The following is a 21,091-nucleotide window of genomic DNA, read 5'->3' as shown; positions in this document are numbered from 1 at the left end:
GAGGAACGCCCCCTGCCGTGGGGCAGAGGGCGTCGTCGGATGGTGGTCACTCCGCGGCGTGCGCCGGCGTGGGGATCTCGAGCGGGACCACGGGGCAGTCCTTCCACAGGCGCTCCAGGCCGTAGTACACGCGCTCCTCCTCGTGGAAGACGTGCACGACGAGGTCGCCGAAGTCGAGGAGCACCCAGCGGGACTCCTGACGGCCCTCGCGGCGGAGGCGCTTGTGGCCCGCCTCGAGCAGCTTCTCCTCGATCTCGTCGGCGATCGCGGCGACGTTGCGCTCGTTGCGACCGGTGACGAGGAGGAAGACGTCGACGAGGGGAAGGGGCTCCGACACGTCGAGGGCGACGAGGTCGTCGCCGCCCTTCGCGTCGGCGGCGAGAGCGGCGATCTGCGCCATCTCTTTGCCGTTGGTGGTGGCGGTCATCGGAAGACTCCTGTCGTGAAGGCGAGGCCGAGGGTTCCGACCACCGCCAGGAAGAGAGCACCCGTCGTGATGATGAGACCCACGAGGAGCTTGCTCCCCTTCTCGGGTGCCGGGGGACGGATGATCTCCCCGGGCTGCTTGACGGTGCTGATCGCGGCGCTGGCCGCGATCGGGGTGGGTGACGAGGCGGCCGGGAGCTCGCCGTCGAGGAGGACGGCGTCGGCATCGCGGCCATCGGTGGTGCCGGGGGCGTGCCCGACCGAGCCGAGGCCCTCGGGCAGGTCGAACGTGCCCGTGATCATGATCTCGCCGGTCGCGCTCACCGGGCCGACGAGCGGCGCGCCCGTCGGCGTCTGCGAGAGGATCAGCGAGTTCGGGGTCGAGACGGTTCCGGTCGCGCCGGTGGTGCGCGAGAGGAGCTGATCGAAAGACGACGGCAGCGACACGTCGGGCGACGCGCCGTCGAGCAGTTCCGAACCGAGGGCGGGGTTGACCACCGACGGCGCGGGAGCAGCCGCGGGGGCGGGGGCCTCGGCCGCCGCGGGGCGGAAGATGGCCGGCTGCGGGGTGTCTTCGGGCGTCGGCGCGACGACGGGCGCCGACGTCTCGAGGTCGGGGCTGATCACGGGCACGGATGCCGTGCGGATCTTCTCCTGCTCGCGCGCTTGTCGGCGGGTGAGGCCGGACACGCCGTGGTCGGCGCCGGCCTCGGTGTACGAGTCCAAGACCGCGGCGGGCGCCGGCTCGACCGGGCGTGCGGCGTCGGCCGACGAGCGTTCGTCAGCGGTCGGCACGGCCTCGATGACGGCGTGCGCCTCGGCCTCGGCGGCCGGAGCCACGGCATCCGAGGTCTCGGGCTCGGGGGCCGGAGCCGCGGTGTTCGAAGACGGGGACTCGGATGCCGGGGACTCGGCGGCCGGGGACTCGGCGGCCGGGGTCGCGGCATCCGGGGTCGCAGCGTCGCCGTTCGACGTGATGATCGGCGTCGCGCCGGTCTGACGCAGCTCTCGCAACTGACGGCGGGTCAGGGCGGGCGTCTCGGGGGTGTCGGGAGTGCTCATGCCTTACTCCGGTAGAGATGGTGCTTCGCGATGTACTGCACGACGCCGTCGGGCACGAGGTACCACACAGGGTGTCCTCGGCGCACACGGGCGCGGCAGTCTGTGGACGAGATCGACAGGGCGGGGATCTCCAATTGGCTCACGTTCTCGGAAGGGAGTCCCTCGGTGCTCAACACGTGGCCGGGACGCGAGACGGCGACGAAGTGCGCCAGGTCCCACAGCTGTTGGTGATTGCGCCAGCTGAGGATCTGCTCGACCGCGTCGGCACCGGTGATGAAGAACAGCTCGGCGCCCGGACGCTGTTCGTGCAGATCGCGCAGCGTGTCGATCGTGTAGGTCGGGCCGGCCCGATCGACGTCTACGCGGCTGACGGTGAACTGCGGATTGGATGCCGTCGCGATCACCGTCATGAGGTAGCGGTGCTCGCTCTCGGTGACGTCGTCCTTCTGCCACGGGCGACCCGTGGGCACGAAGACGACCTCATCGAGATCGAACGACTGCGCGACCTCGGACGCCGCGACCAGGTGACCGTGATGGATGGGATCGAACGTCCCACCCATGACCCCGATGCGAGGGGCGCGCGTCACCGACATACGGTGGGCCTCAGTGGCCGTGCGCCTCGGGGACAGGCGCGCCGTGCTTCTGCGCGTAGGCCTCGGCCTTGTGCGCGTGACGGTTCGACACGTTGCGGTACGACAGCGTGACCAGGCTCAGCAGCACGAAGACCACGAATGCCACGGCGCCGACCCAGAAGGTCTCGGCCTGCACGTTGCCGCCGTGGTGTCCGCCTTCTTCGGCGGCGTGGGCGAGAAGCGTGGCGAAAGTCATCAGTACTCCGTTCGAGTGGTCTGCGCGGCGCGCAAAGCCATTTTAGGCGGTCAGGCGCGGACCTGGCCGCCGCCGCGCCCGAGCCACTTGGTGCTCGTCAGCTCGGCGAGGCCCATGGGTCCGCGGGCGTGCAGTTTCTGGGTCGATATGCCGACCTCGGCGCCGAAGCCGAACTCGCCCCCGTCGGTGAAGCGCGTCGAGGCGTTGACCAGGACCACGGCCGAGTCGACCTCGGCGAGGAAACGGTCGGCGGCGGCCTGGTCGTCGGTGATGATCGACTCGGTGTGGTGCGTCGAGTAGCGACGGATGTGGGCGAGGGCGTCGTCGAGGTCGTCGACGACACGGACGGCCAGATCGAGGGTGCCGTACTCGCGCGCCCAGTCGTCGTCGGTCGCCGCGACGACACGCCCGTCGTGCGCCCGGGTCTCGTCGTCTCCGTGCACGGTGACACCGGCGTCGGACAGGGATGCCAGCAGCTCCGGCAGCAGGCGGTCGGCCGCGCCGCGGTGCACGAGCACGGTCTCGACGGCGTTGCAGACGCTCGGGCGCTGCGTCTTGGCGTTGAGCACGATGTCGCGCGCCCAATCGTCGCGGGCGGTGGCGTCGAGGTAGACGTGGACCACTCCGGCCCCCGTCTCGATCACCGGCACCGTGGACTCGGTGACGACGGTCTCGATCAGCCCGGCGCTCCCCCGCGGAACCAGCACGTCGACGAGACCGCGGGCGTTCATGAGGGCGCGCGCCCCCTCGCGACCGAAGTCGTCGACGCTCTGCACGGCTTCGGGCGACACGCCCTGGGACTGCAGGGCATCGCGCATGATCGACACGAGGACGGCGTTCGTGCTCTGCGCGGCGGACCCGCCGCGCAGGACGACGGCGTTGCCGGAGCGAAGGGCCAGCGAGGCGATGTCGACCGTCACGTTGGGGCGGGCCTCGTAGATGGAGCCGACGACGCCGAACGGCACCGCGACCTTCTGCAGCCGGATGCCGTTGGGCAGGGTGCGCTCGTCGAGCACGCGTCCGACCGGGTCGGGCAGGTCGGCGACGTCGCGCACAGCGGCGGCCAGGGCCGCCACCCGCGCGGTGTCGAGGCGCAGACGGTCGAGGAGCGCCTCGCCGATGGCATCCGTCCGCCCCCGCTCGAGGTCGTCGGCGTTGGCGGCGACGATCTCGTCGGTCGCGGTCACGAGGGCGTCCGCCACGGCGTCGAGCAGCGCGCTCTTGCGAGCGGAGTCGAGGAGGGCGATCTCGCGCGCCGCGTCTTTGGCGAGACGCAGGCGCTCGTCGACGGAGGCGGCGATGACGGTCATGCGCTCAGTGTACCGGCGCGCTCACGGCGCCCACGGGCCCCGTCGCCAGGGTGACGGGATCGGGATTGGGCGCGAACCACGTGCCGACCGACTCACCGGCGAGGGCGGATGCCACCAGGTCCGCGCTCGTGACGAGGACGCCGACTCCGGCGGTCGAGGCGAGCTTGGCAGCCGAGGCCTTCGTGGCCGCTCCCCCGGTCCCCACGCCGTTGACGACGCCGGCGCCGAACTCGAACTCCGACAGGTCGTGTCCCCATTCCACGTCGGTGATGGGGCGTGCGCCCGGCTCGCTCGGCGGCCGGGTGAAGAGCGTCTCGATGTCGCTCAGCAGCACGAGGGCGTCGGCGCCGATGAGCTGGGCGACGAGGGCTGCGAGACGGTCGTTGTCACCGAAACGGATCTCGTGGGTGGCCACGGTGTCGTTCTCGTTGACGATCGGGAGGATGCCGAGTCCGAGCAGTCGCTCCATGGCCCGACGGGCGTTGGAGCGGTGCGTGGCGTTCTCGAGGTCACCGGCGGTGAGCAGCACCTGACCCGCGAGCAACCCGAAGCGATCGAGCGAGGTCTGGTAGCGCCACATGAGCACGTTCTGCCCGACGGCGGCCGCGGCCTGCTGGGTTGCCAGGTCGTTGGGACGCCCGCCGAGGTCGAGCAGCGGAAGCGCGGTGGCGATGGCGCCCGACGACACCAGCACCACCTCGGTGCCGGAGCGATGGGCGCCGGCGAGGGCCTCCACGATCGTGTCGATACGGTGCGCGCCGTCGCCGCTAATCGACGACGACCCCACCTTCACCACGACCCGGGCGGCTCCGGGGATGTCGGCGCGGGACTCGGCCGTCACCGGTCGTCGTCCTCGTCGTCGATCACCGTCGAGTCGCCGTCGGGGCTGATGCCGGCGGCACGCGCCGCGCGGCGTTCGGTCTCGAGCTCGGCGCGGGCCTCGGCCTTGGCATCCATGCGCTCGTGGTACCGCTCGCGGCGTTCCGACGACGTTCGACGGGGGTTCTGCACGAGGCGCGGGTCGGTACCGCGCGGGGCGGTCATCAACTCGGCGGCGGAGGTGAGAGTGGGCTCCCAGTCGAAGACGATGCCGTCGCCGGGACCGATGACGACGGTGGCGCCGGCGACCGCTCCGGCGCGGAAGAGACCCTCTTCGACACCGAGGCGGGCAAGACGGTCGGCGAGGTAGCCGACGGCCTCCTCGTTCTGGAAGTCGGTCTGCTGCACCCACTTGACCGGTTTGTCGCCGAGGATGCGGTAGACGGGACCGTAGGTGCCGCCCTCGACCTTGACCTCGAAGTCCTTGCGCGACCCCTGCGGGCGGATGACGATGCGCTCGACGGGCGCGTCGTCGATCGTGGCCAGGCGGTGCTGCTCGACCACGTCGGCCAGCGCGAACGTGAGTTCGCGCAGCCCCGCGCGGCTCACCGTCGAGATCTCGAACACGCGGAAACCGCGGGCTTCGAGGTCGGGGCGCACGAAATCGGCGAGCTCCCGCGCCTCGGGCACATCGATCTTGTTCAGGGCGACGATCTGCGGACGCTCGAGCAGCGGCGTCTGACCCTCGGGCACGGGGTAGGCACCGAGCTCGGCGAGGATGATGTCGAGATCGCTCAGCGGGTCGCGGCCCGGGTCGAGCGTGGCGCAGTCGAGCACGTGCACCAGCGCGGTGCAGCGTTCGACGTGGCGCAGGAACTCCAGGCCCAGGCCCTTGCCCTCGCTCGCGCCCTCGATGAGTCCGGGCACGTCGGCGATCGTGAAGCGCACATCGCCGGACTGCACGACACCGAGATTGGGGTGAAGGGTCGTGAACGGGTAGTCGGCGATCTTGGGACGCGCTGCGGACACGGCGGCGATGAGGCTCGACTTGCCGGCGGAGGGGAAGCCGACGAGCGCGATGTCGGCGACGGTCTTCAGCTCGAGGACGACGTCGCCCTCCCAGCCGGGGGTACCCAGCAGGGCGAAACCGGGCGCCTTGCGCTTCGGAGACGACAGCGAGGCGTTGCCGAGACCACCGAGGCCGCCCGGCGCGACGACGAAGCGCATGCCGGGGGTGAGCATGTCGACGAGCACCGTACCGTCGGGGTCTTTCACGACCGTGCCGAGCGGAACAGGGAGCTCCTGGTCTTCACCCTCCGCGCCGGAGCGGTGGTCACCCATCCCGAAACCGCCGTTGCCCGCCGAACGGTGCGGCGAGTGGTGGTACGACAGCAGGGTCGTGACCTGCGGGTCGGCGATGAGCACGACGTCGCCGCCACCGCCACCGTTGCCGCCGTCGGGACCGGCGAGCGGCTTGAACTTCTCGCGGCGCACGGAGACGCAGCCATTGCCGCCCTTGCCCGCACGCAGGTGCAGGGTGACGCGGTCGACGAAGGTGACCATGGCGGGTCCTTCCGGGTGATCGAGCAAACCAGACGCGCGGCAGCCGGTTCGGGAAAATGAAACGAGGGGGTGGGCTTCGCCCACCCCCTCGAGCGCCGAAGCGCGGGAATTACTCCGCTGCGGCGGTGACGATGTTGACGACCTTGCGGCCGCCCTTGGCGCCGAACTGGACCGCACCGGGAGCCAGAGCGAACAGCGTGTCGTCGCCACCACGGCCGACGTTGGCGCCGGGGTGGAAGTGCGTGCCGCGCTGGCGGACGATGATCTCGCCGGCGAGGACGACCTGACCGCCGAAGCGCTTCACGCCGAGGCGCTGTGCGTTGGAGTCACGACCGTTACGGGTGGAGCTTGCGCCCTTTTTGTGTGCCATCTCTGCGTCTCCTGGCTCTTACTTGATGCCGGTGATCTTGACGCGCGTGAGGTCCTGGCGGTGGCCCTGGCGCTTCTTGTAGCCGGTCTTGTTCTTGAACTTCTGGATCACGATCTTCGGACCGCGCTCCTCGCCGAGCACCTCGGCCGTGACCGAGACCTTCGCGAGCTTGTCGGCGTCGGTCGTGACCGCGTCGCCGTCGACGAACAGGACGGCGGGCAGCTGGATGCTCTCGCCGATCTTCGCCTTCTGGCGGTCGAGCACGACGACCGTGCCGACCTGGACCTTCTCCTGGCGGCCGCCGGCGCGCACAACTGCGTAAACCACTTCACACCTGTTTCGTTCGGGAGCGCGGGGCTCCGGTTGTCTGATGACGTTGGGAGGGTCTGATGACCCAAGTCTCAGTGCGATCCGGCCGACGAAAGTCAGCGGGGTCACGCTCACGTAGAGCGGACGCGACGCACCAAGGGTCGAGTTTAGCTCACCGGGCGGCATCCGGCAAAAGCATTCGACCCGCGTGTCGACCGTAGGATCGCGGAATGGCGATCCTCATCGACGACCCGCAGTGGCCCGCGCACGGACGCCTGTGGGCGCACCTCGTGAGCGACAGCGACCTCGAGGAGCTGCACGCCTTCGCCGCGGCCGCCGGCATCCCCCGCCGCGCCTTCGACCTCGACCACTACGACGTGCCCGAGGAGCGCCACGCCGACCTGGTCGCGGCCGGTGCCGAACACATCGGCGGCAAGGAACTCGTGCGGCGCCTGCGGGCCTCGGGCCTGCGCATCACCGCTCGCGAGCGACACGCCGGCTCCTGAGTGCGGTGCCGTCGAGGTGGCGGCCGAGAACGCATAAACACGATTCGTGCGCATAAACACCCCGACAGCGTGTTTCCGCGCACCGATGGCGTTTATGCGAGAGCCCGTGCCACGGCATCCCGGGCGGTCCCGACAGCACTTGAGCGACCGCTCCACCCCGGAAAGGCGTGTGGAGTGAGGCTCCCCGTCGCGCGAGCGTTGCTCAGCGACGGGGAGCCCCCTCACGGAGGATCTCGTGTTCAGGACTCCGTCGCGGGCTGCGCGTTGACCGGGGTGCCGGTGAGGGCGGCCGTGGTCACCCGACGGCGCGAGCGGCCCTGACCCGGTGCCTTGGGCTCGGGAAGAGCTTCGAGCACCGACTCCAGCAGGGCGTCCTTCTCGGTGCGCGGCGCCTTGGGCTCGCGCTTCTTGCGCGGGCGCTTCTCGCGCGCGGGTGCCGGCGCCTCGGCTTCCGCCTTCGCCTCGAGGACGGCCTCGACGGATGCCACGACCGCCGCCTCGACGACGGCCGGGTCGTCGACGGTGGGCTTGACGGTGGATGCCGCGATCTGCGCGAGCGCCGACTTCACGCCCTCGGTGATGACGTGCGTGCCGCCGTTCGCCGCCGCCGCGGCACCGTTGCCGGTGCTGTGGCCGGTGTTCGTCGCGGAGGAGGCCGCGGTGTTCGACGAACCGCCGTTGCCCCCGCGTCCGCGACGGTTGGAGGAACCGCCGTTCGTGTTGCCGTTGCCGTTCGGGGTGCCCGACGGACGGTGCTTCACGACGGGGTCGTGGTGCACGACGACGCCGCGGCCGGCGCAGACCTCGCACGCCTCGCTGAAAGTCTCGAGCAGGCCGAGGCCGAGCTTCTTGCGCGTCATCTGCACGAGGCCGAGCGAGGTGACCTCGGCGACCTGGTGCTTCGTGCGGTCCCGGCTGAGGCACTCGATGAGTCGGCGCAGCACGAGGTCGCGGTTGGACTCGAGCACCATGTCGATGAAGTCGACCACGATGATGCCGCCGATGTCGCGCAGGCGCAACTGGCGGACGATCTCTTCGGCCGCCTCGAGGTTGTTCTTCGTGACGGTCTCTTCGAGGTTGCCGCCCGAGCCCACGAACTTGCCGGTGTTGACGTCGACGACGGTCATCGCCTCGGTGCGGTCGATGACGAGCGAGCCGCCGGAGGGCAGCCAGACCTTGCGGTCGAGGGCCTTCTCGATCTGCTCGGTCACGCGGAACGCGTCGAACGGGTCCTGTTCGCCCTCGTACTTCTCGACGCGCTCCAGCAGATCGGGGGCGACGCCCTGGAGGTAGCTCGAAATGGTCTGCAGCGCCTCCTCGCCCTGGATGAGCATGCGGGTGAAGTCCTCGTTGAAGACGTCGCGCACGATCTTGACGAGCAGGTCGGGCTCGGAGTGCAGCAGGGCGGGAGCCTGGATGGTCTTGAGCTGGCTCGACACGTGCTCCCACTGCGAGGTGAGGCGCTGCACGTCGAGGGTCAGCTGCTCTTCCGTGGCGCCCTCGGCGGCCGTACGCACGATCACGCCCGATGACTCGGGGAGCACCTCTTTGAGGATCTTCTTCAGGCGCGCGCGCTCGGTGTCGGGGAGCTTGCGCGAGATGCCGTTCATCGTGCCGTTCGGCACGTACACGAGGTAGCGACCCGGCAGCGAGATCTGGCTGGTCAGGCGAGCGCCCTTGTGACCCACGGGGTCTTTCGTCACCTGCACGAGAACACGGTCGCCCGACTTGAGGGCGAGCTCGATGCGGCGGGGCTGGTTGTTGGTCTCGACGCCCTCCCAGTCGACCTCGCCGGAGTACAGCACGGCATTGCGTCCACGACCGATGTCGACGAACGCGGCCTCCATGCTGGGCAGCACGTTCTGGACGCGGCCGAGGTAGACGTTGCCGATCAGGGAGGCGTCCTGGTTGCGGGCGACGTAGTGCTCCACGAGCACGTTGTCTTCCAACACGGCGATCTGGATGCGACCGGCCTTCGAGCGGACGACCATGACGCGGTCGACGGCCTCACGGCGGGCGAGGAACTCGGCCTCGGTCACGACGGGGCGACGCCGCCCGGCCTCGCGACCGTCGCGACGACGCTGCTTCTTCGCCTCGAGGCGCGTCGAGCCCTTGATGCGCTGCGGTTCGGTGATGACCTCGACGGCGCGCTGGCGCACGGGGGCTGCCGGCGGATCGTTCTGCTCGACGGGGGCGGGCTCGGTTCCGCCACGGCGCCGGTTGCGGCGACGGGCGTTGGCGGACACCCGCTCGGTGGGGCCCTCGTCGTCGCGGTCGTCACGATCGTCGAAGTCGTCGCGCAGCGCGAGCGGCGGCAGCGCGGGGGCGTAGAAGTGCAGCGCCGTCGATACGGCCGACACGAAGTTCTCGGGCAGCAGGCCGAGCGAGACCGCGGTGGGGCGTTCGGGCTCAGCGGGGGCTTCGGGCTCGGGTGCTGCCGGGGGCTCCGTCGCGGCGGGAGCCTCGGGGGCGGCTTCGGGCTCGTTCGCTTCGCTCTCGCCCGTCGTGGGCGTCGCCGTCTCGGCCGTGGCCGCGGTGTCGACCGGGGTCTCGATCGCCGCCGCGGCGGGCTCCTCGGCGGGGGATGCCGCGGACGCGCCCTCCTCGGACGCCTCCTCGGCGGTCTCGTTCGCCGCAGCGTCGTCCGCCGGGGTCTCGGTCACCGACACGGTGGCCGCGTCCTCGGCCTGAGCGACGTCGTTCTGAGCGGAGTCGCCCTCCACCGAGCCGGCGGCCGGCGCGTCGTCGGCCTCGAGCACCGCGGGGGCGCCGGTGTCGTCGGCGACGGCGTTCTCGGCATCCTGGACCGCCGCCTCGTCTTCGTCGGCGGTCGAAATGCCGGCCTCGGTGGAGTCGGCCTCGGCCGAACCCTCACCCTCGGTGACCGCAGCGTCGGTCTGCGGCGTGTCGGTCGCGCTCTCGTCGGTGGGGGTCTGATCGTCTGTCACATCGGCCATGTCGGGGTTCTCCCTGGCGGGCGACACCGCGCGTCGCCCGACGAAATCTCATGCAGCGCCGCACCCGGCGGGGCCACGAACTCATTCGGTCTGCAGCAGGCCTGCGGCTCGTGCTGCGAAGGGCGGTCGTCGCCCGAAGTCTTCTGGGTGATGTTCCTGCGGCGCGGCCGCGGTCACATCGGCCTTCATTATCGCACGGACCGGGGCCAGAGCCAGCGGACACGTCGGTACGCCGTCCGCGGAACACCACCCGTGCCCCCGGGCGGCAGCACGGAGGGATGGATGCCACGTCCTCAGCGCTCGGAAAAGTCACGGTGGCAGGATTGCCGTATGAGCGAAACCGTCACCCCCCGACGCCCGGTCGTCGTCGCGATCTGGCTGATCTTCGCCGGCGCCGTCGGCTGGTGGGCGGCCTTCTCGCTGACGATGGAGCGCTTCCACCAGCTGGAGAACCCGGGGGCGGCGGCATCCTGCGACATCAGTGTGCTCGTGCAGTGCTCGGCCAACCTGCAGTCGTCGCAGGGCGCGGTCTTCGGTTTCCCGAACCCGATCATCGGTCTCGCCGCCTGGATCGCCCCCATCGTGGTCGGCGTCGCCCTGCTGGCCGGCGCCCGGTTCGCGCGGTGGTTCTGGGCGCTGTTCTGGCTCGGCTTCGCCCTCGCGCTGACCTTCGTCATCTGGCTCATCGCGCAGAGCCTGTTCGTGCTCGCGACGCTGTGCCCGTGGTGCATGGTGACGTGGTCGGTCGTGATCCCGTCGTTCTTCGTGGTCACGCTGCACGTGCTGCGCGAAGGGGTCATCCCGGGCGCGCGCGTTCGCGAGGTCGCGGATCGGTTGATGGTGTGGGTGCCGCTGATGACGATCGCCGCCTTCGTCGTCGTCGCGGTGCTCGCACAGGTGCGCCTGAACGTGCTCGCGCAGTTCTGATCGCTCGGTGCGAGGGGCGGTCCCGGATGCCGCTCCCTCGGCGATCCGCGCGGCCGGCGTGGCGGCGACGAGACCCGTGGCCGTCCACGACACCCGGAGCGCTCCGCCTCGGCATCCGGGTTTCGTGGACACTCACGGTCGAGCGGGTCGCGCGCTCGGCGCCCCAGTGTCCACAACACCCGGACCGCTGAGCGTTCGCATCCGGGTTTCGTGGACACTCACGGTCGAGCGGGTCGCGCGCACGGCGCCCCAGTGTCCACAACACCCGGACCGCTGAGCGTTCGCATCCGGGTTTCGTGGACACTCGCCTTGACGAAAGATGGCCGCCACCCCCCTCGGGAGTGGCGGCCATCGTGGCATCCGGGATCAGGCGAACCAGATCGCGAGCTCGCGCTCGGCGGATTCGACGCTGTCCGACCCGTGGACGAGGTTCTGCTGCACCTTGAGGCCCCAGTCGCGGCCGAAATCGCCGCGGATCGTGCCGGGGGCGGCGGTGGTGGGGTCGGTGGTGCCGGCGAGGGAGCGGAAGCCCTCGATGACGCGGTTGCCCGCGAGGCGGATGGCCACCGAGGGGCCGGAGAGCATGAACTCCAGCAGGGGCTCGTAGAAGGGCTTGCCCTCGTGCTCGGCGTAGTGCTGGGCGAGGGTCTCGCGGTCGGGTTCGACGAGGCGGATGTCGACGAGCGCGTAGCCCTTCGCCTCGATGCGGGCGAGGATCGAGCCGGTGAGGCCGCGAGCGACGCCATCGGGCTTGACCAGGACGAGGGTCTCTTCGGTGGCCATGGGTCATTCTCCGTTCGAGAGGTCGGGGTCAGCGGCCCGCCGCGCGTTCGCACGATCGAGGGCCGCTCCCTTGATCGTCGCATACGCCCACATGCCGCCGAAAATGAGCGCGACCACCGCGAGGGCGGGAACGAGCAGACCGCCGAGCAACAGGAGTACCTGCAGCCCCCATCCGGCGAACAGAGCCCACCGGTGGCGGAGCAGCCCCGAGACCGCGACCATCGCGACGGCCATCACGACCCCGCCGACGATGCCCCACCACGGCGCGATCCCGAACGGGAGCACCTTGAGTCCGTAGACGACCAGGCCGCCGAGGAAGACGATGACCGATTCGAAGCCGAGCACGACGGCGCCGAGCGACTCCTGCGCGCCGCGTTGGCGGCGGGGCCGCGGAGCGCGGGGCTCGCGGGGGCTCACGCCTGCCACCCCGACTTCCAGTCCTCCAGCGCCGATAGACGCAGGGCCTCGCCGGCGAGCACGACCGATCCGGCGATGACGACGGCACGGCGGTCGGACTCCGCGGCCCAGGCGCGTGCGGCATCGGCGGCGTCCTCGAGGGTGGGGTGCACCGTCACGGGGAGGTCGGCCGCCTCGGCGACATCGGCGATCACGTCGGGGTCAGTCGCACGGTCGCTGTCGGGGGCGGTCGCGAACACGCGCGCCACGGCCGGCACGAGCGCCGACATGATGCCCACGGCATCCTTCCCGTCGAGGATGCCGACCACGGCGCCCCACTCGTCGATGTCGAACGCCTCGTCGAGGGCCGTCACCAGCGCCCGTGCCCCGTGGGGGTTGTGGGCGGCGTCGACGAGCACGGTCGGCGCGGTGCCGACGAGCTGCAGTCTGCCGGGCGAGGTGGCGTTGCCGAGGCCGTCGGCGACCACCTCTGCGGCCAGCGGCTGCGTTCCCCCGCCGATGAGCGACTCGACGGCGGCCACCGCCAGCGCGGCGTTCCTGCCCTGGTGCGCGCCGTACTGCGGCAGGTAGACCTCGGAGTACGTGCCGGCGACTCCGCGGATGGAGAGCTGCTGCCCGCCCACTGCGAGGGTCTGCGCCTCGAGTGCGAAGCCGTCGCCGTCGACCGACAGCGCCGCGCCCTCCTTCTCGACGCGAGCGCGGATGACGCGGAGTGCCTCCTCGGGCTGTGCGGCCGAGACGACGGCGGCGGCGGGCTTGATGATCCCGGCCTTGACGGTGGCGATCTCGGCAATCGTCGAGCCCAGCCGATCGACGTGGTCGATGTCGATGGGCGCGAACACGGCGACGTCGCCGTCGGCCGTGTTCGTGGAATCCCACTCCCCGCCCATGCCGACCTCGAGCACGAGCACGTCGATCGGCGCGTCGGCCGCGACGACGAACGCGAGCACGGTGAGCAGCTCGAAGAACGTCAACGGGGCGTCTCCGCCCGCGGCGAGCTCGGCGTCCACCAGGCCGACGAACGGCTGGATCTCGTCCCACGCGTCGGCGATCGCGGCATCCGCCACCGGTTCTCCGTCGATGAGGATGCGCTCGGTGAAGCGTTCGAGGTGGGGGCTGGTGAACAGCCCCGTCCGAAGCCCCATGGCGCGCAGCAGGCTCTCGATCATGCGGCTGGTCGAGGTCTTGCCGTTCGTGCCGGTGACGTGGATCACGCGATACGTGCGCTGCGGGTCGGCGAGCAGCTCGAGCACGCGCCGCGTGCGCTCGACCCGCGGCTGCACCCACTGCTCGCCCTGTCGCTCCAGCAGTGCGCTGTAGACGGCATCCGCCCTGGTGCGGTCGCTCATGCGGGGGCTCCGATCCGGGCGACGGCCACCGTCACGGCGCCGACGTTCGCGTAGGTCTTCGCGGCGATGACGGTCTCGTACTCGGCGGGCAGGGCGGCACCGTACTCGATGAGCCGGCCCTGGGGACCCGCGAGCACGACGGCTTCGGCGAGGGTCTCGGATGCCACCCCTGCGACGTCGAACGCCTGGGCCACGGCCTGTGCATCGGCGTCCTCGACGAAGGTCAGCGAGAGGGCGATGCGGTCGCTCACGTCGAAGCTGGCCGCCTTCCGAGTGTCCTGGATGCCGCGGATCATGTCGCGTGCCAGGCCTTCGGCCTCGAGCTCGGGGGTGGTGACGGTGTCGAGCAGCACGAAGCCGCCCGACGACAGCACGGCCAGAGCCTCGCCCTCGGGGCGCCCCGCGGTCTCGACAACGAGGTCGTACTCGGTCGGCTCGAGGGCGATGCCGCCCGCCACGACCTGTCCGTCGATCTCGCTCCAGTCGCCCTCGCGGGCGGCCTTGATGGCCTGCTGCACCTGCTTGCCGAGGCGAGGCCCTGCCGCGCGCGCGTTGACCGACAGGCGGTGCGTGATGCCGTACGCCCCCGCGGTGCCGTCCTCGAGCGCGACCTGCTCGACGCTCTTCACGTTGAGCTCCTCACGGAGGATGTCGTCGAACTGCGCCAGGCCCGCGGCATCCGGAGTCACCACCGTCAGGCGCGGCAACGGCAGGCGCACGCGCTTGCCCTCGCGCTTGCGCAGGGCGTTGGCGACGCTGGAGACCTCGCGGACGGTGTCCATCGCCGTGCGGATGTCCTCGGCCGCGGGGAACGCCGAGGCGTCGGGCCAGTCGGTCAGGTGGACGCTCCGCCCGCCCGTCAGGCCTTGCCAGACGCGCTCGGTCACGAGCGGCAGCAGCGGGGCGGCCACCCGGGTCAGCGTTTCGAGCACCGTGTAGAGCGTGTCGAACGCCTCGCGGCTGCGACGGTCGTCGGTCACTCCCACCCAGAAGCGGTCGCGCGACCGGCGGATGTACCAGTTGGTGAGCACCTCGGCGAAGTCGCGCAACCGCTCGGCCGCGGTCGTGGAGTCGAGCCCCTCGAGGTCGGCGGCGACACCCTGGACGAGGTCGCGGGTGAGGGCGAGGATGTAGCGGTCGAGCACGTCGGTGGAGTCGGTGCGCCACTCGGCGGTGTAGCCGTCGGGGCCCGAAGCGTTGGAGTAGGTCGCGAAGAAGTACCACGCGTTCCACAGCGGCAGCAGGAACTCCCGGACGCCGGAGCGGATCCCCTCCTCCGTCACGACGAGGTTGCCGCCGCGCAGGACGCTCGACGACATGAGGAACCACCGCATGGCATCCGAACCGTCGCGGTCGAACACCTCGCGTACGTCGGGGTAGTTACGCAACGACTTCGACATCTTCTGTCCGTCGTTGCCCAGCACGATGCCGTGACACGACACCCCCGTGAAGGCGGGGCGGTCGAACAGGGCCGTCGAGAGCACGTGCATGACGTAGAACCAGCCGCGGGTCTGCCCGATGTACTCGACGATGAAGTCGGCCGGGGCGTGCTCGTCGAACCAGTCGTGGTTCTCGAACGGGTAGTGCACCTGCGCGAACGGCATGGAGCCCGAATCGAACCACACGTCGAGCACGTCCTCGATGCGGCGCATCGTCGACTTCCCCGTCGGGTCGTCGGGGTTCGGACGCGTGAGGTCGTCGATGTAGGGGCGATGCAGGTCGACCTCGCCGTCGGCGTTCACGGGCAGGCGGCCGAAGTCGGCCTCCATCTCGGCGAGCGATCCGTACACGTCGACGCGCGGGTAGTTCGCATCGTCGCTCTTCCATACCGGGATGGGCGAGCCCCAGTAACGGTTGCGGCTGATCGACCAGTCGCGCGCGCCCTCGAGCCACTTGCCGAACTGGCCCTCCTTGACGTTCTCAGGCACCCAGGTGATCTGCTGGTTGTTCGCCAGCAGGTCATCCTTAATGTCGGTCACGCGCACGAACCAGCTCGACACGGCCTTGTAGATGAGGGGGTTCCGGCAGCGCCAGCAGTGCGGGTACGAGTGCTCGTACGACGCCTCGCGCAGCAGACGCCCGGCCTGCGTCAGCAGGCGGATGAGCGGGCGGTTCGCCTCGAACCACAGCTCCCCCGCCACGTCGGTCACGGCCGAGAGGAACCGGCCGCCGTCGTCGAGCGAGATGATCGTGGGAAGGCCCGCGGCGTCCGCGAGCCGCTTGTCGTCCTCACCGTAGGCGGGGGCCTGGTGGACGATGCCGGTGCCGTCCGACACGGTGACATAGTCGTCGGCGAGGATCTTCCAGGCGGTACCCGTCCCCCACGTTTCGGCGTCGGCGTAATAATCGAAGAGGCGGTCGTACGACACGCCCTCGAGCTCGGCGCCCGAGATCGTCGTCTCGACGGCCGCGCGGGCGGCATCCGGAGTCTCGTACCCGAGGTCCTTCGCGTAGTTCGGCAGCAGGTCCTCGGCCAGCAGGTAGCGGTGCGCGACGGCTTCGAACGCCTCGTCGGCCGTGCCGTCGGGAGCGCGGTGCACGTCGGCGGCACCGTTCGGGCCGCCCTCGATCACGGCGTACCGGATGCCGGGACCCACCGCGAGCGCGAGGTTCGTCGGCAGGGTCCACGGCGTCGTCGTCCACGCGAGCGCACGCACGCCGGTGAGGCCGAGCGCCTCCGCCTTGGCGCCGACCAGCGGGAAGGTGACGGTGACCGAGGGATCCTGGCGCATCTTGTAGACGTCGTCGTCCATGCGCAGCTCATGCGTCGACAGTGGCGTTTCGTCTCGCCAGCAGTACGGCAGCACGCGGTAGCCCTCGTAGGCGAGGCCCTTGTCGTGGAGCGTCTTGAACGCCCACAGCACGCTCTCCATGTAGGTCGTGTCGAGCGTCTTGTAGCCGCGCTCGAAGTCGACCCAGCGCGCCTGTCGGGTGACGTAGTCCTGCCAGTCGCGCGTGTATTCGAGCACCGACTCGCGGGCCTTGGCGTTGAAGGTCGCGACGCCCATCGCCTCGATCTCGTCCTTCTCGGTGATCCCGAGCTGTTTCATCGCCTCGAGCTCGGCCGGGAGACCGTGGGTGTCCCACCCGAAGACGCGGTCGACCTTCTTGCCGCGCATGGTCTGGAAGCGCGGGAAGACGTCCTTGGCGTAGCCGGTGAGCAGGTGGCCGTAGTGCGGCAGGCCGTTGGCGAACGGCGGGCCGTCGTAGAAGACCCATTCTTCGGCGCCCTCGCGGTTCGCGATCGAGGCACGGAAGGTGTCGTCTCGGGCCCAGAAGTCGAGCGTGTCGTCCTCGATCGATGGGAAGCGAGGGCTCGGGACGACGGATGCCGTGGCGGCGACGCTCTGCGCGTCCGCGGCCGGGGCCGTGGCATCCGGGGTCGACGCGTGCGCGGTCGCGGCCGAGTCGGCGGCGGGGCCGAAGGATGAGGGGCGTGGGTAGGTCATGTCTCTCCGCAGGTTGGGATCCACCTGCGGGGACGATCCGTGCGGACCGCGGTACCACCCCGCGTTGCGCCGCCCCCGTTCGGGACCGGTGCCACTCTCACTGCGGCTGTGACGGGCCTGCCCCGCGCGGTTCTAGTCCGGGCCTGGACCCGTTTCTTCCGCGAGCTCCCCGGTGATGGCCGGATCGGTGCTGATGCTCCGAGTCTACGCGAGCCGGGCTCGGTGCGCTGCGGTGGGTCGGTGTCCGTCGAGTGTCCAAGACACGCCGCCCGCCGGGCCGCGGGCGCGGCGTGTTGCGGACACTCGAGGTGCAGTCGGGTGCCCAGCCTCGTTGAGTGTCCAAGACACGCCGCCCGCCGGGCGCGGGCGCGGCGTGTTTCGGACACTCAACCTTCCGCGGGGCCGAATTCTGCGGAGTGTCCACAACACCCGGAAGCGCGGCCGGGCTCGCCAGGGTGTTGTGGACACTCAGGTGCCCTGCGAGCCCGAACCTCGCTGAGCGTCCACGACACGCCGCTCGCCGGGCGCGGGCGCGGCGTGTCTTGGACACTCGACCTCCCGCCGGCCCTACCCCTGCTGAGTGCCCAAAAAACCCGGACGCGCGGCCGGGCCGGTCCGGGTGTTGTGGACACTCAGACGAGGCGGCGGGGCGCGCACGCGACCCGGGGCTCACGCGCCGGGCGCGCCCAGACCCGCCGCGGCCAGCAGTTCGCGAGTGAACGGATGCCGCGGCGCGGCGAAGACGCGTGACACGGTGCCCGAGTCCACGACGCGCCCGTCCTTCATCACGATCACGTCATCCGCGATGCCGGCGACCACGTCGAGGTCGTGCGTGACGAACACCATCGCGAGGTCGCGTTCGGCCTGCAGCGCGCGCAGGCGATCGAGGATCCGCGCGCGCACCGACGCGTCCAGTGCCGACACCGGCTCATCGAGCACGAGGAGGTCGGGCGTGACAGCGAGGGCGCGGGCGATCGCGACGCGCTGGCGCTGCCCGCCGGACAGCTGTGCGGGCCGGCGCCCGATGAACGCGGGCGCGAGGCCCACCTCCTCGAGCAGTGCGGCGACGGCCGCGCGACGCCCGGAGCGCGCGACTCCCCCGGCGGTCACGGCCTCGGTGAGCGTTCGCCCCACCGTCCAGCGGGGGTCGAGAGCGCCCCACGGGTTCTGCTGTACGAGTTGCACGCGGGTGCGCGCGGCACCGCGGGCGACCCGCGACGACCACGGGCTTCCCGCGAACGTCATGGACCCGGCATCCGGATCCCCCACCCCGACGATCAGGCGCGCGAGGGTCGTCTTGCCCGAGCCCGATTCCCCCACGACCGCGAGGGTGCGACCGCGGCGCACCTCGATCGACACGTCGTCGACCGCCGCCCGGTCACCGAAGCGCTTGATCAGGGAGTCGGCGGTGAAGATCGGGGCGTCGGTCCGTGGGGCGCGTCGGAGCGGCTCGTGCGACACCGAAGCCACCAGCGCGCGCGTGTGGGGGTCGCGAGGAGACGCCAGCACCTCGGCGGTCGGCCCGGTCTCGACGACGCGCCCCTCGTGCATGACCACCACGCGATCCGCCACGCGGGCGACCGCCCCGAGGTCGTGGCTGATGAAGACCACGGCCACGCCGTCGTCGGCGATGCGGCGCAGCAGAGCGAGCACGCGGGCTTGCACGGTGGCATCCAGCGCCGTCGTGGGCTCGTCGGCGATGAGCACGGCGGGGTTCGCGGCGAGCGCCGAGGCGATCAGCGCGCGTTGACGCAGACCGCCCGACAGCTCGTGGGGGTATTGCCGCGCTCGCGCGTCGGGCTCGGGCAACGAGACACGCTCGAGGCTCTCGCGCACCCGCGCGGCCAGCGCCGTTCCCCGGATGCCGGGCTCGTGGATGCGGATGGGCTCGGCCACCTCGGCCCCGATGCGGCGCAGCGGGTCGAGCGAGACGAGGGCGTCTTGCGAGACGAGGGCGATGCGGTCGCCACGCAGCCCGCGCCACTGCCGCTCGCCGAACGATCGGGCGTCGACCCCGTCGATCTCGAGCTCGTCGGTGCGAGCCGTGAGGCCCGCGGGCACGAGACCGAGCAAGGCGCGCGCGCTGACCGACTTGCCGGTGCCCGACTCCCCCACGATCGCCACGCATTCGCCCGGGGCGACGTCGAGGTCGAGTGAGCTCACGATCGCGCCGACGGGGCCGTCGATGCGGAGTCCCCGCACCCGCAACCCGCTCATGCGTCGCGCTCCTCGGCTCGCGCGCGCAGGATGCGCCCGATCACGCTGACGCTCACGACGGTCGCGGTGATCGCGAGGCCGGGGAACACCGCCACCCACGGCGCCTGCAGCAGAAGATTCCGGCCCGCGGAGAGCATGAGGCCCCATTCGGCGGTGGGCTCGGTGGGGCCGAGCCCGAGGAAGCTGAGTCCGGCCGCCGCGAGGATCGACGTGCCGATCCCGATCGTGGCCAGCACGCTCACCGCGCCCAGCACGCCGGGGAGCACGTGTCGCACGTGGACGACGGCGGCCGGAACCCCGATGATCCGTGCGGCCTCCACGTGCTCCGCGGCGGAGAGGGTGCGCGTCTGCGCGCGCGCGATACGGACGTACACGGGTACCGCGGCGATGGTGACCGCGACCGCGAGGTTGACCGGGCCGGGACCGAGCACCGCGACGACGAGCAGGGCGACCAGGAACTCCGGGAACGCGAGCAGCACGTCGACGACGCGCATCGCGGCGGCATCCGCCCATCGCGGTGCGACGGCGGAGAGCGAACCGGCGATCACCCCGACGACCAGGGCGAGGCCGGTGGCCAGCAGGCCGATGCCGACGGAGCGCCCGGCGCCGGAGACCACGCGCGAGTACACGTCGCGTCCACTCTGGTCGGTGCCGAACCAGTGCGCCGCGCTCGGCGGCTGCAGCGTCGCGCGCACGTCGGTCAGCAGCGGGTCGTGGGTGGCGAGCAGCCCCGGTGCGACGGCGGCCAGGGCGACGAGCGCGAGCACGGCGCCGGCCACCCACAGCGCGGCGGCTCGACCGCGGCGTTTCACGAGGGCAGCGCCGTTCGCACGGAAAGCGCCGGGGCCGCGGTTCGCAGCCGCGGGTCGATCAGGGGCACGACGAGGTCGACCACAGTGTTCACGACGACGAACACCAGCGCGCTCAACAGGATCACGCCGGTGATCACGGGCAGGTCGCGGTCGGTGATGGCGGTCAGGGTCACGCGCCCGATGCCGGGCCGCGCGAAGACCGTCTCGACGAGCACGGCCCCGCCGAGCAGTGAACCGACCAGGTACGCCGCGAGCGTCAGACCGCCCACGCTCGCGTGACGCAGCGAATGGTGCACGCTCTCGCGAAGGGGCGTCGCTCCGCGCGCCCGCACGGTCAGCAGGAACGGCTCCCGCTCGGCCGCCTCGACCCCGTCGCGCAACACCTGCGAGAGCAGAGCCGCGACCGGCAGCGCGAGGGTGACCGCCGGTAGGACGATCGCAGCGTTGTCCCTCGCCCCCGACACCGGGAACCATCCGAGCTGGAACGAGAACACGCTCAGCAGCACCAACCCGGTCCAGAACACCGGCGACGAAAGGATGACGAGCTCGATCCCGGATGCCACGGCGCGCCCCGTCCGCCCCCGGACCAGCAGCGCGGATGCCAGAGCGAGCACCACCGCGATGACCAGTGCCAGGGCCGAGAGCTGCAGCGTCGGACCGAGCTGTCGACCGATCACCTCGGCCACCGGGAGGCGCAGCTGGTAGGACTCCCCGAGGTCACCGCGCACCAGTCGTCCCAGGAATGCGCCGTACTGCTCGAAGACGGGTCGATCCAGCCCGAGGTCGGCGCGGATCGCGTCCTTGACCGTGTCGCTCACCTGCGCCTGCGGCCCGAGCATCACGTCGACGGGGTCGCCCGGGATGATGCGGAACGCCACGAACGCCAGCGTCGCCGCACCCCAGAGGACCAGGACGACGGATGCCACGATCCCGCCGAGGCGCGAGAGGATCGCGCGGGAGCGAGAGCGTGGCATCCGGGGTCTGACG

General features: G+C 71.1%; 19 protein-coding genes. 2 read left to right on the top strand and 17 right to left on the bottom strand.

The window, feature by feature from the left end; translation table 11 throughout:
• Positions 1 to 46 precede the first annotated feature (46 nt).
• The 9 genes from rsfS to rplU form a co-directional block, all read right to left on the bottom strand.
• Complete coding sequence (gene rsfS / locus QRO03_RS09430; RefSeq protein ID WP_055954363.1) at positions 47 to 427, bottom strand: ribosome silencing factor; 381 nt, start codon at positions 425 to 427, stop codon at positions 47 to 49.
• Positions 424 to 1,488, bottom strand: coding sequence for a hypothetical protein (locus QRO03_RS09425; protein WP_285137242.1), 1,065 nt, complete (start codon positions 1,486 to 1,488; stop codon positions 424 to 426). Before QRO03_RS09425 ends, rsfS begins: the two co-directional genes overlap by 4 nt.
• A complete protein-coding gene (gene nadD / locus QRO03_RS09420; RefSeq protein ID WP_285137241.1) occupies positions 1,485 to 2,081 on the bottom strand; it encodes a nicotinate-nucleotide adenylyltransferase in 597 nt (198 codons plus the stop codon). The genes QRO03_RS09425 and nadD overlap by 4 nt, the downstream gene beginning before the upstream one ends.
• 10 nt (positions 2,082 to 2,091) lie before the next feature.
• Positions 2,092 to 2,316 carry a hypothetical protein gene (locus QRO03_RS09415; protein WP_055954353.1) on the bottom strand — a complete coding sequence of 75 codons (225 nt, stop codon included), beginning with the start codon at positions 2,314 to 2,316 and terminating at the stop codon, positions 2,092 to 2,094.
• Positions 2,317 to 2,366: 50 nt separating this feature from the next.
• Positions 2,367 to 3,626, bottom strand: coding sequence for a glutamate-5-semialdehyde dehydrogenase (locus QRO03_RS09410; RefSeq protein WP_285137240.1), 1,260 nt, complete (start codon positions 3,624 to 3,626; stop codon positions 2,367 to 2,369).
• A gap of 4 nt (positions 3,627 to 3,630) precedes the next feature.
• Positions 3,631 to 4,467 (bottom strand): glutamate 5-kinase, encoded by an 837-nt coding sequence (proB, locus tag QRO03_RS09405; protein WP_285137239.1) that lies wholly within the window; start codon positions 4,465 to 4,467, stop codon positions 3,631 to 3,633.
• The gene (gene obgE / locus QRO03_RS09400; protein WP_285137238.1) at positions 4,464 to 6,008 is read right to left on the bottom strand and encodes a GTPase ObgE; all 1,545 of its coding nucleotides are present in this window, start codon (positions 6,006 to 6,008) and stop codon (positions 4,464 to 4,466) included. The genes proB and obgE overlap by 4 nt, the downstream gene beginning before the upstream one ends.
• Positions 6,009 to 6,117: 109 nt before the next feature.
• Positions 6,118 to 6,378, bottom strand: coding sequence for a 50S ribosomal protein L27 (gene rpmA, locus QRO03_RS09395; RefSeq protein WP_055836932.1), 261 nt, complete (start codon positions 6,376 to 6,378; stop codon positions 6,118 to 6,120).
• Between the two features lie 18 nt (positions 6,379 to 6,396).
• Positions 6,397 to 6,705, bottom strand: coding sequence for a 50S ribosomal protein L21 (rplU, locus tag QRO03_RS09390; protein WP_055836929.1), 309 nt, complete (start codon positions 6,703 to 6,705; stop codon positions 6,397 to 6,399).
• Positions 6,706 to 6,917: 212 nt separating this feature from the next.
• Between rplU and QRO03_RS09385 the strand changes: the two genes are divergently transcribed.
• Entirely contained in the window at positions 6,918 to 7,193 is a 276-nt protein-coding gene (locus tag QRO03_RS09385; protein WP_285137237.1) for a DUF4031 domain-containing protein, read from the top strand.
• Positions 7,194 to 7,432: 239 nt separating this feature from the next.
• On the opposite strand, the gene QRO03_RS09380 is transcribed toward QRO03_RS09385, so the two are convergent.
• Positions 7,433 to 10,150, bottom strand: coding sequence for an Rne/Rng family ribonuclease (locus QRO03_RS09380; protein WP_285137236.1), 2,718 nt, complete (start codon positions 10,148 to 10,150; stop codon positions 7,433 to 7,435).
• A 330-nt stretch (positions 10,151 to 10,480) separates the two neighbouring features.
• Here QRO03_RS09380 and QRO03_RS09375 point away from each other — a divergent pair, with 330 nt between their 5' ends.
• Positions 10,481 to 11,077: a vitamin K epoxide reductase family protein gene (locus QRO03_RS09375; RefSeq protein WP_285137235.1), complete on the top strand. Its 597-nt coding sequence runs from the start codon at positions 10,481 to 10,483 to the stop codon at positions 11,075 to 11,077.
• 366 nt (positions 11,078 to 11,443) lie between these two features.
• On the opposite strand, the gene ndk is transcribed toward QRO03_RS09375, so the two are convergent.
• The 7 genes from ndk to QRO03_RS09340 form a co-directional block, all read right to left on the bottom strand.
• Positions 11,444 to 11,860 carry a nucleoside-diphosphate kinase gene (ndk, locus tag QRO03_RS09370; RefSeq protein ID WP_285137234.1) on the bottom strand — a complete coding sequence of 139 codons (417 nt, stop codon included), beginning with the start codon at positions 11,858 to 11,860 and terminating at the stop codon, positions 11,444 to 11,446.
• 3 nt (positions 11,861 to 11,863) lie between these two features.
• Positions 11,864 to 12,277 (bottom strand): DUF4233 domain-containing protein, encoded by a 414-nt coding sequence (locus tag QRO03_RS09365; RefSeq protein ID WP_285137233.1) that lies wholly within the window; start codon positions 12,275 to 12,277, stop codon positions 11,864 to 11,866.
• Entirely contained in the window at positions 12,274 to 13,626 is a 1,353-nt protein-coding gene (locus QRO03_RS09360) for a bifunctional folylpolyglutamate synthase/dihydrofolate synthase (protein ID WP_285137232.1), read from the bottom strand. The genes QRO03_RS09365 and QRO03_RS09360 overlap by 4 nt, the downstream gene beginning before the upstream one ends.
• Entirely contained in the window at positions 13,623 to 17,075 is a 3,453-nt protein-coding gene (ileS, locus tag QRO03_RS09355) for an isoleucine--tRNA ligase (RefSeq protein WP_285137231.1), read from the bottom strand. The genes QRO03_RS09360 and ileS overlap by 4 nt, the downstream gene beginning before the upstream one ends.
• Positions 17,076 to 17,744: 669 nt before the next feature.
• The gene (locus tag QRO03_RS09350) at positions 17,745 to 19,292 is read right to left on the bottom strand and encodes a dipeptide ABC transporter ATP-binding protein (protein ID WP_285137230.1); all 1,548 of its coding nucleotides are present in this window, start codon (positions 19,290 to 19,292) and stop codon (positions 17,745 to 17,747) included.
• Positions 19,289 to 20,104 carry an ABC transporter permease gene (locus tag QRO03_RS09345; protein WP_285137229.1) on the bottom strand — a complete coding sequence of 272 codons (816 nt, stop codon included), beginning with the start codon at positions 20,102 to 20,104 and terminating at the stop codon, positions 19,289 to 19,291. The genes QRO03_RS09350 and QRO03_RS09345 overlap by 4 nt, the downstream gene beginning before the upstream one ends.
• The gene (locus tag QRO03_RS09340) at positions 20,101 to 21,078 is read right to left on the bottom strand and encodes an ABC transporter permease (protein ID WP_285137228.1); all 978 of its coding nucleotides are present in this window, start codon (positions 21,076 to 21,078) and stop codon (positions 20,101 to 20,103) included. Before QRO03_RS09340 ends, QRO03_RS09345 begins: the two co-directional genes overlap by 4 nt.
• Positions 21,079 to 21,091 lie beyond the last annotated feature (13 nt).

The sequence above is a fragment of the Microbacterium sp. lyk4-40-TSB-66 genome (assembly GCF_030209475.1).
Taxonomy (GTDB): Bacteria; Actinomycetota; Actinomycetes; order Actinomycetales; family Microbacteriaceae; genus Microbacterium.
The sequence above is the reverse complement of the archived record's forward strand: the minus strand, read 5'-3'. Positions and strand labels throughout refer to the sequence as shown.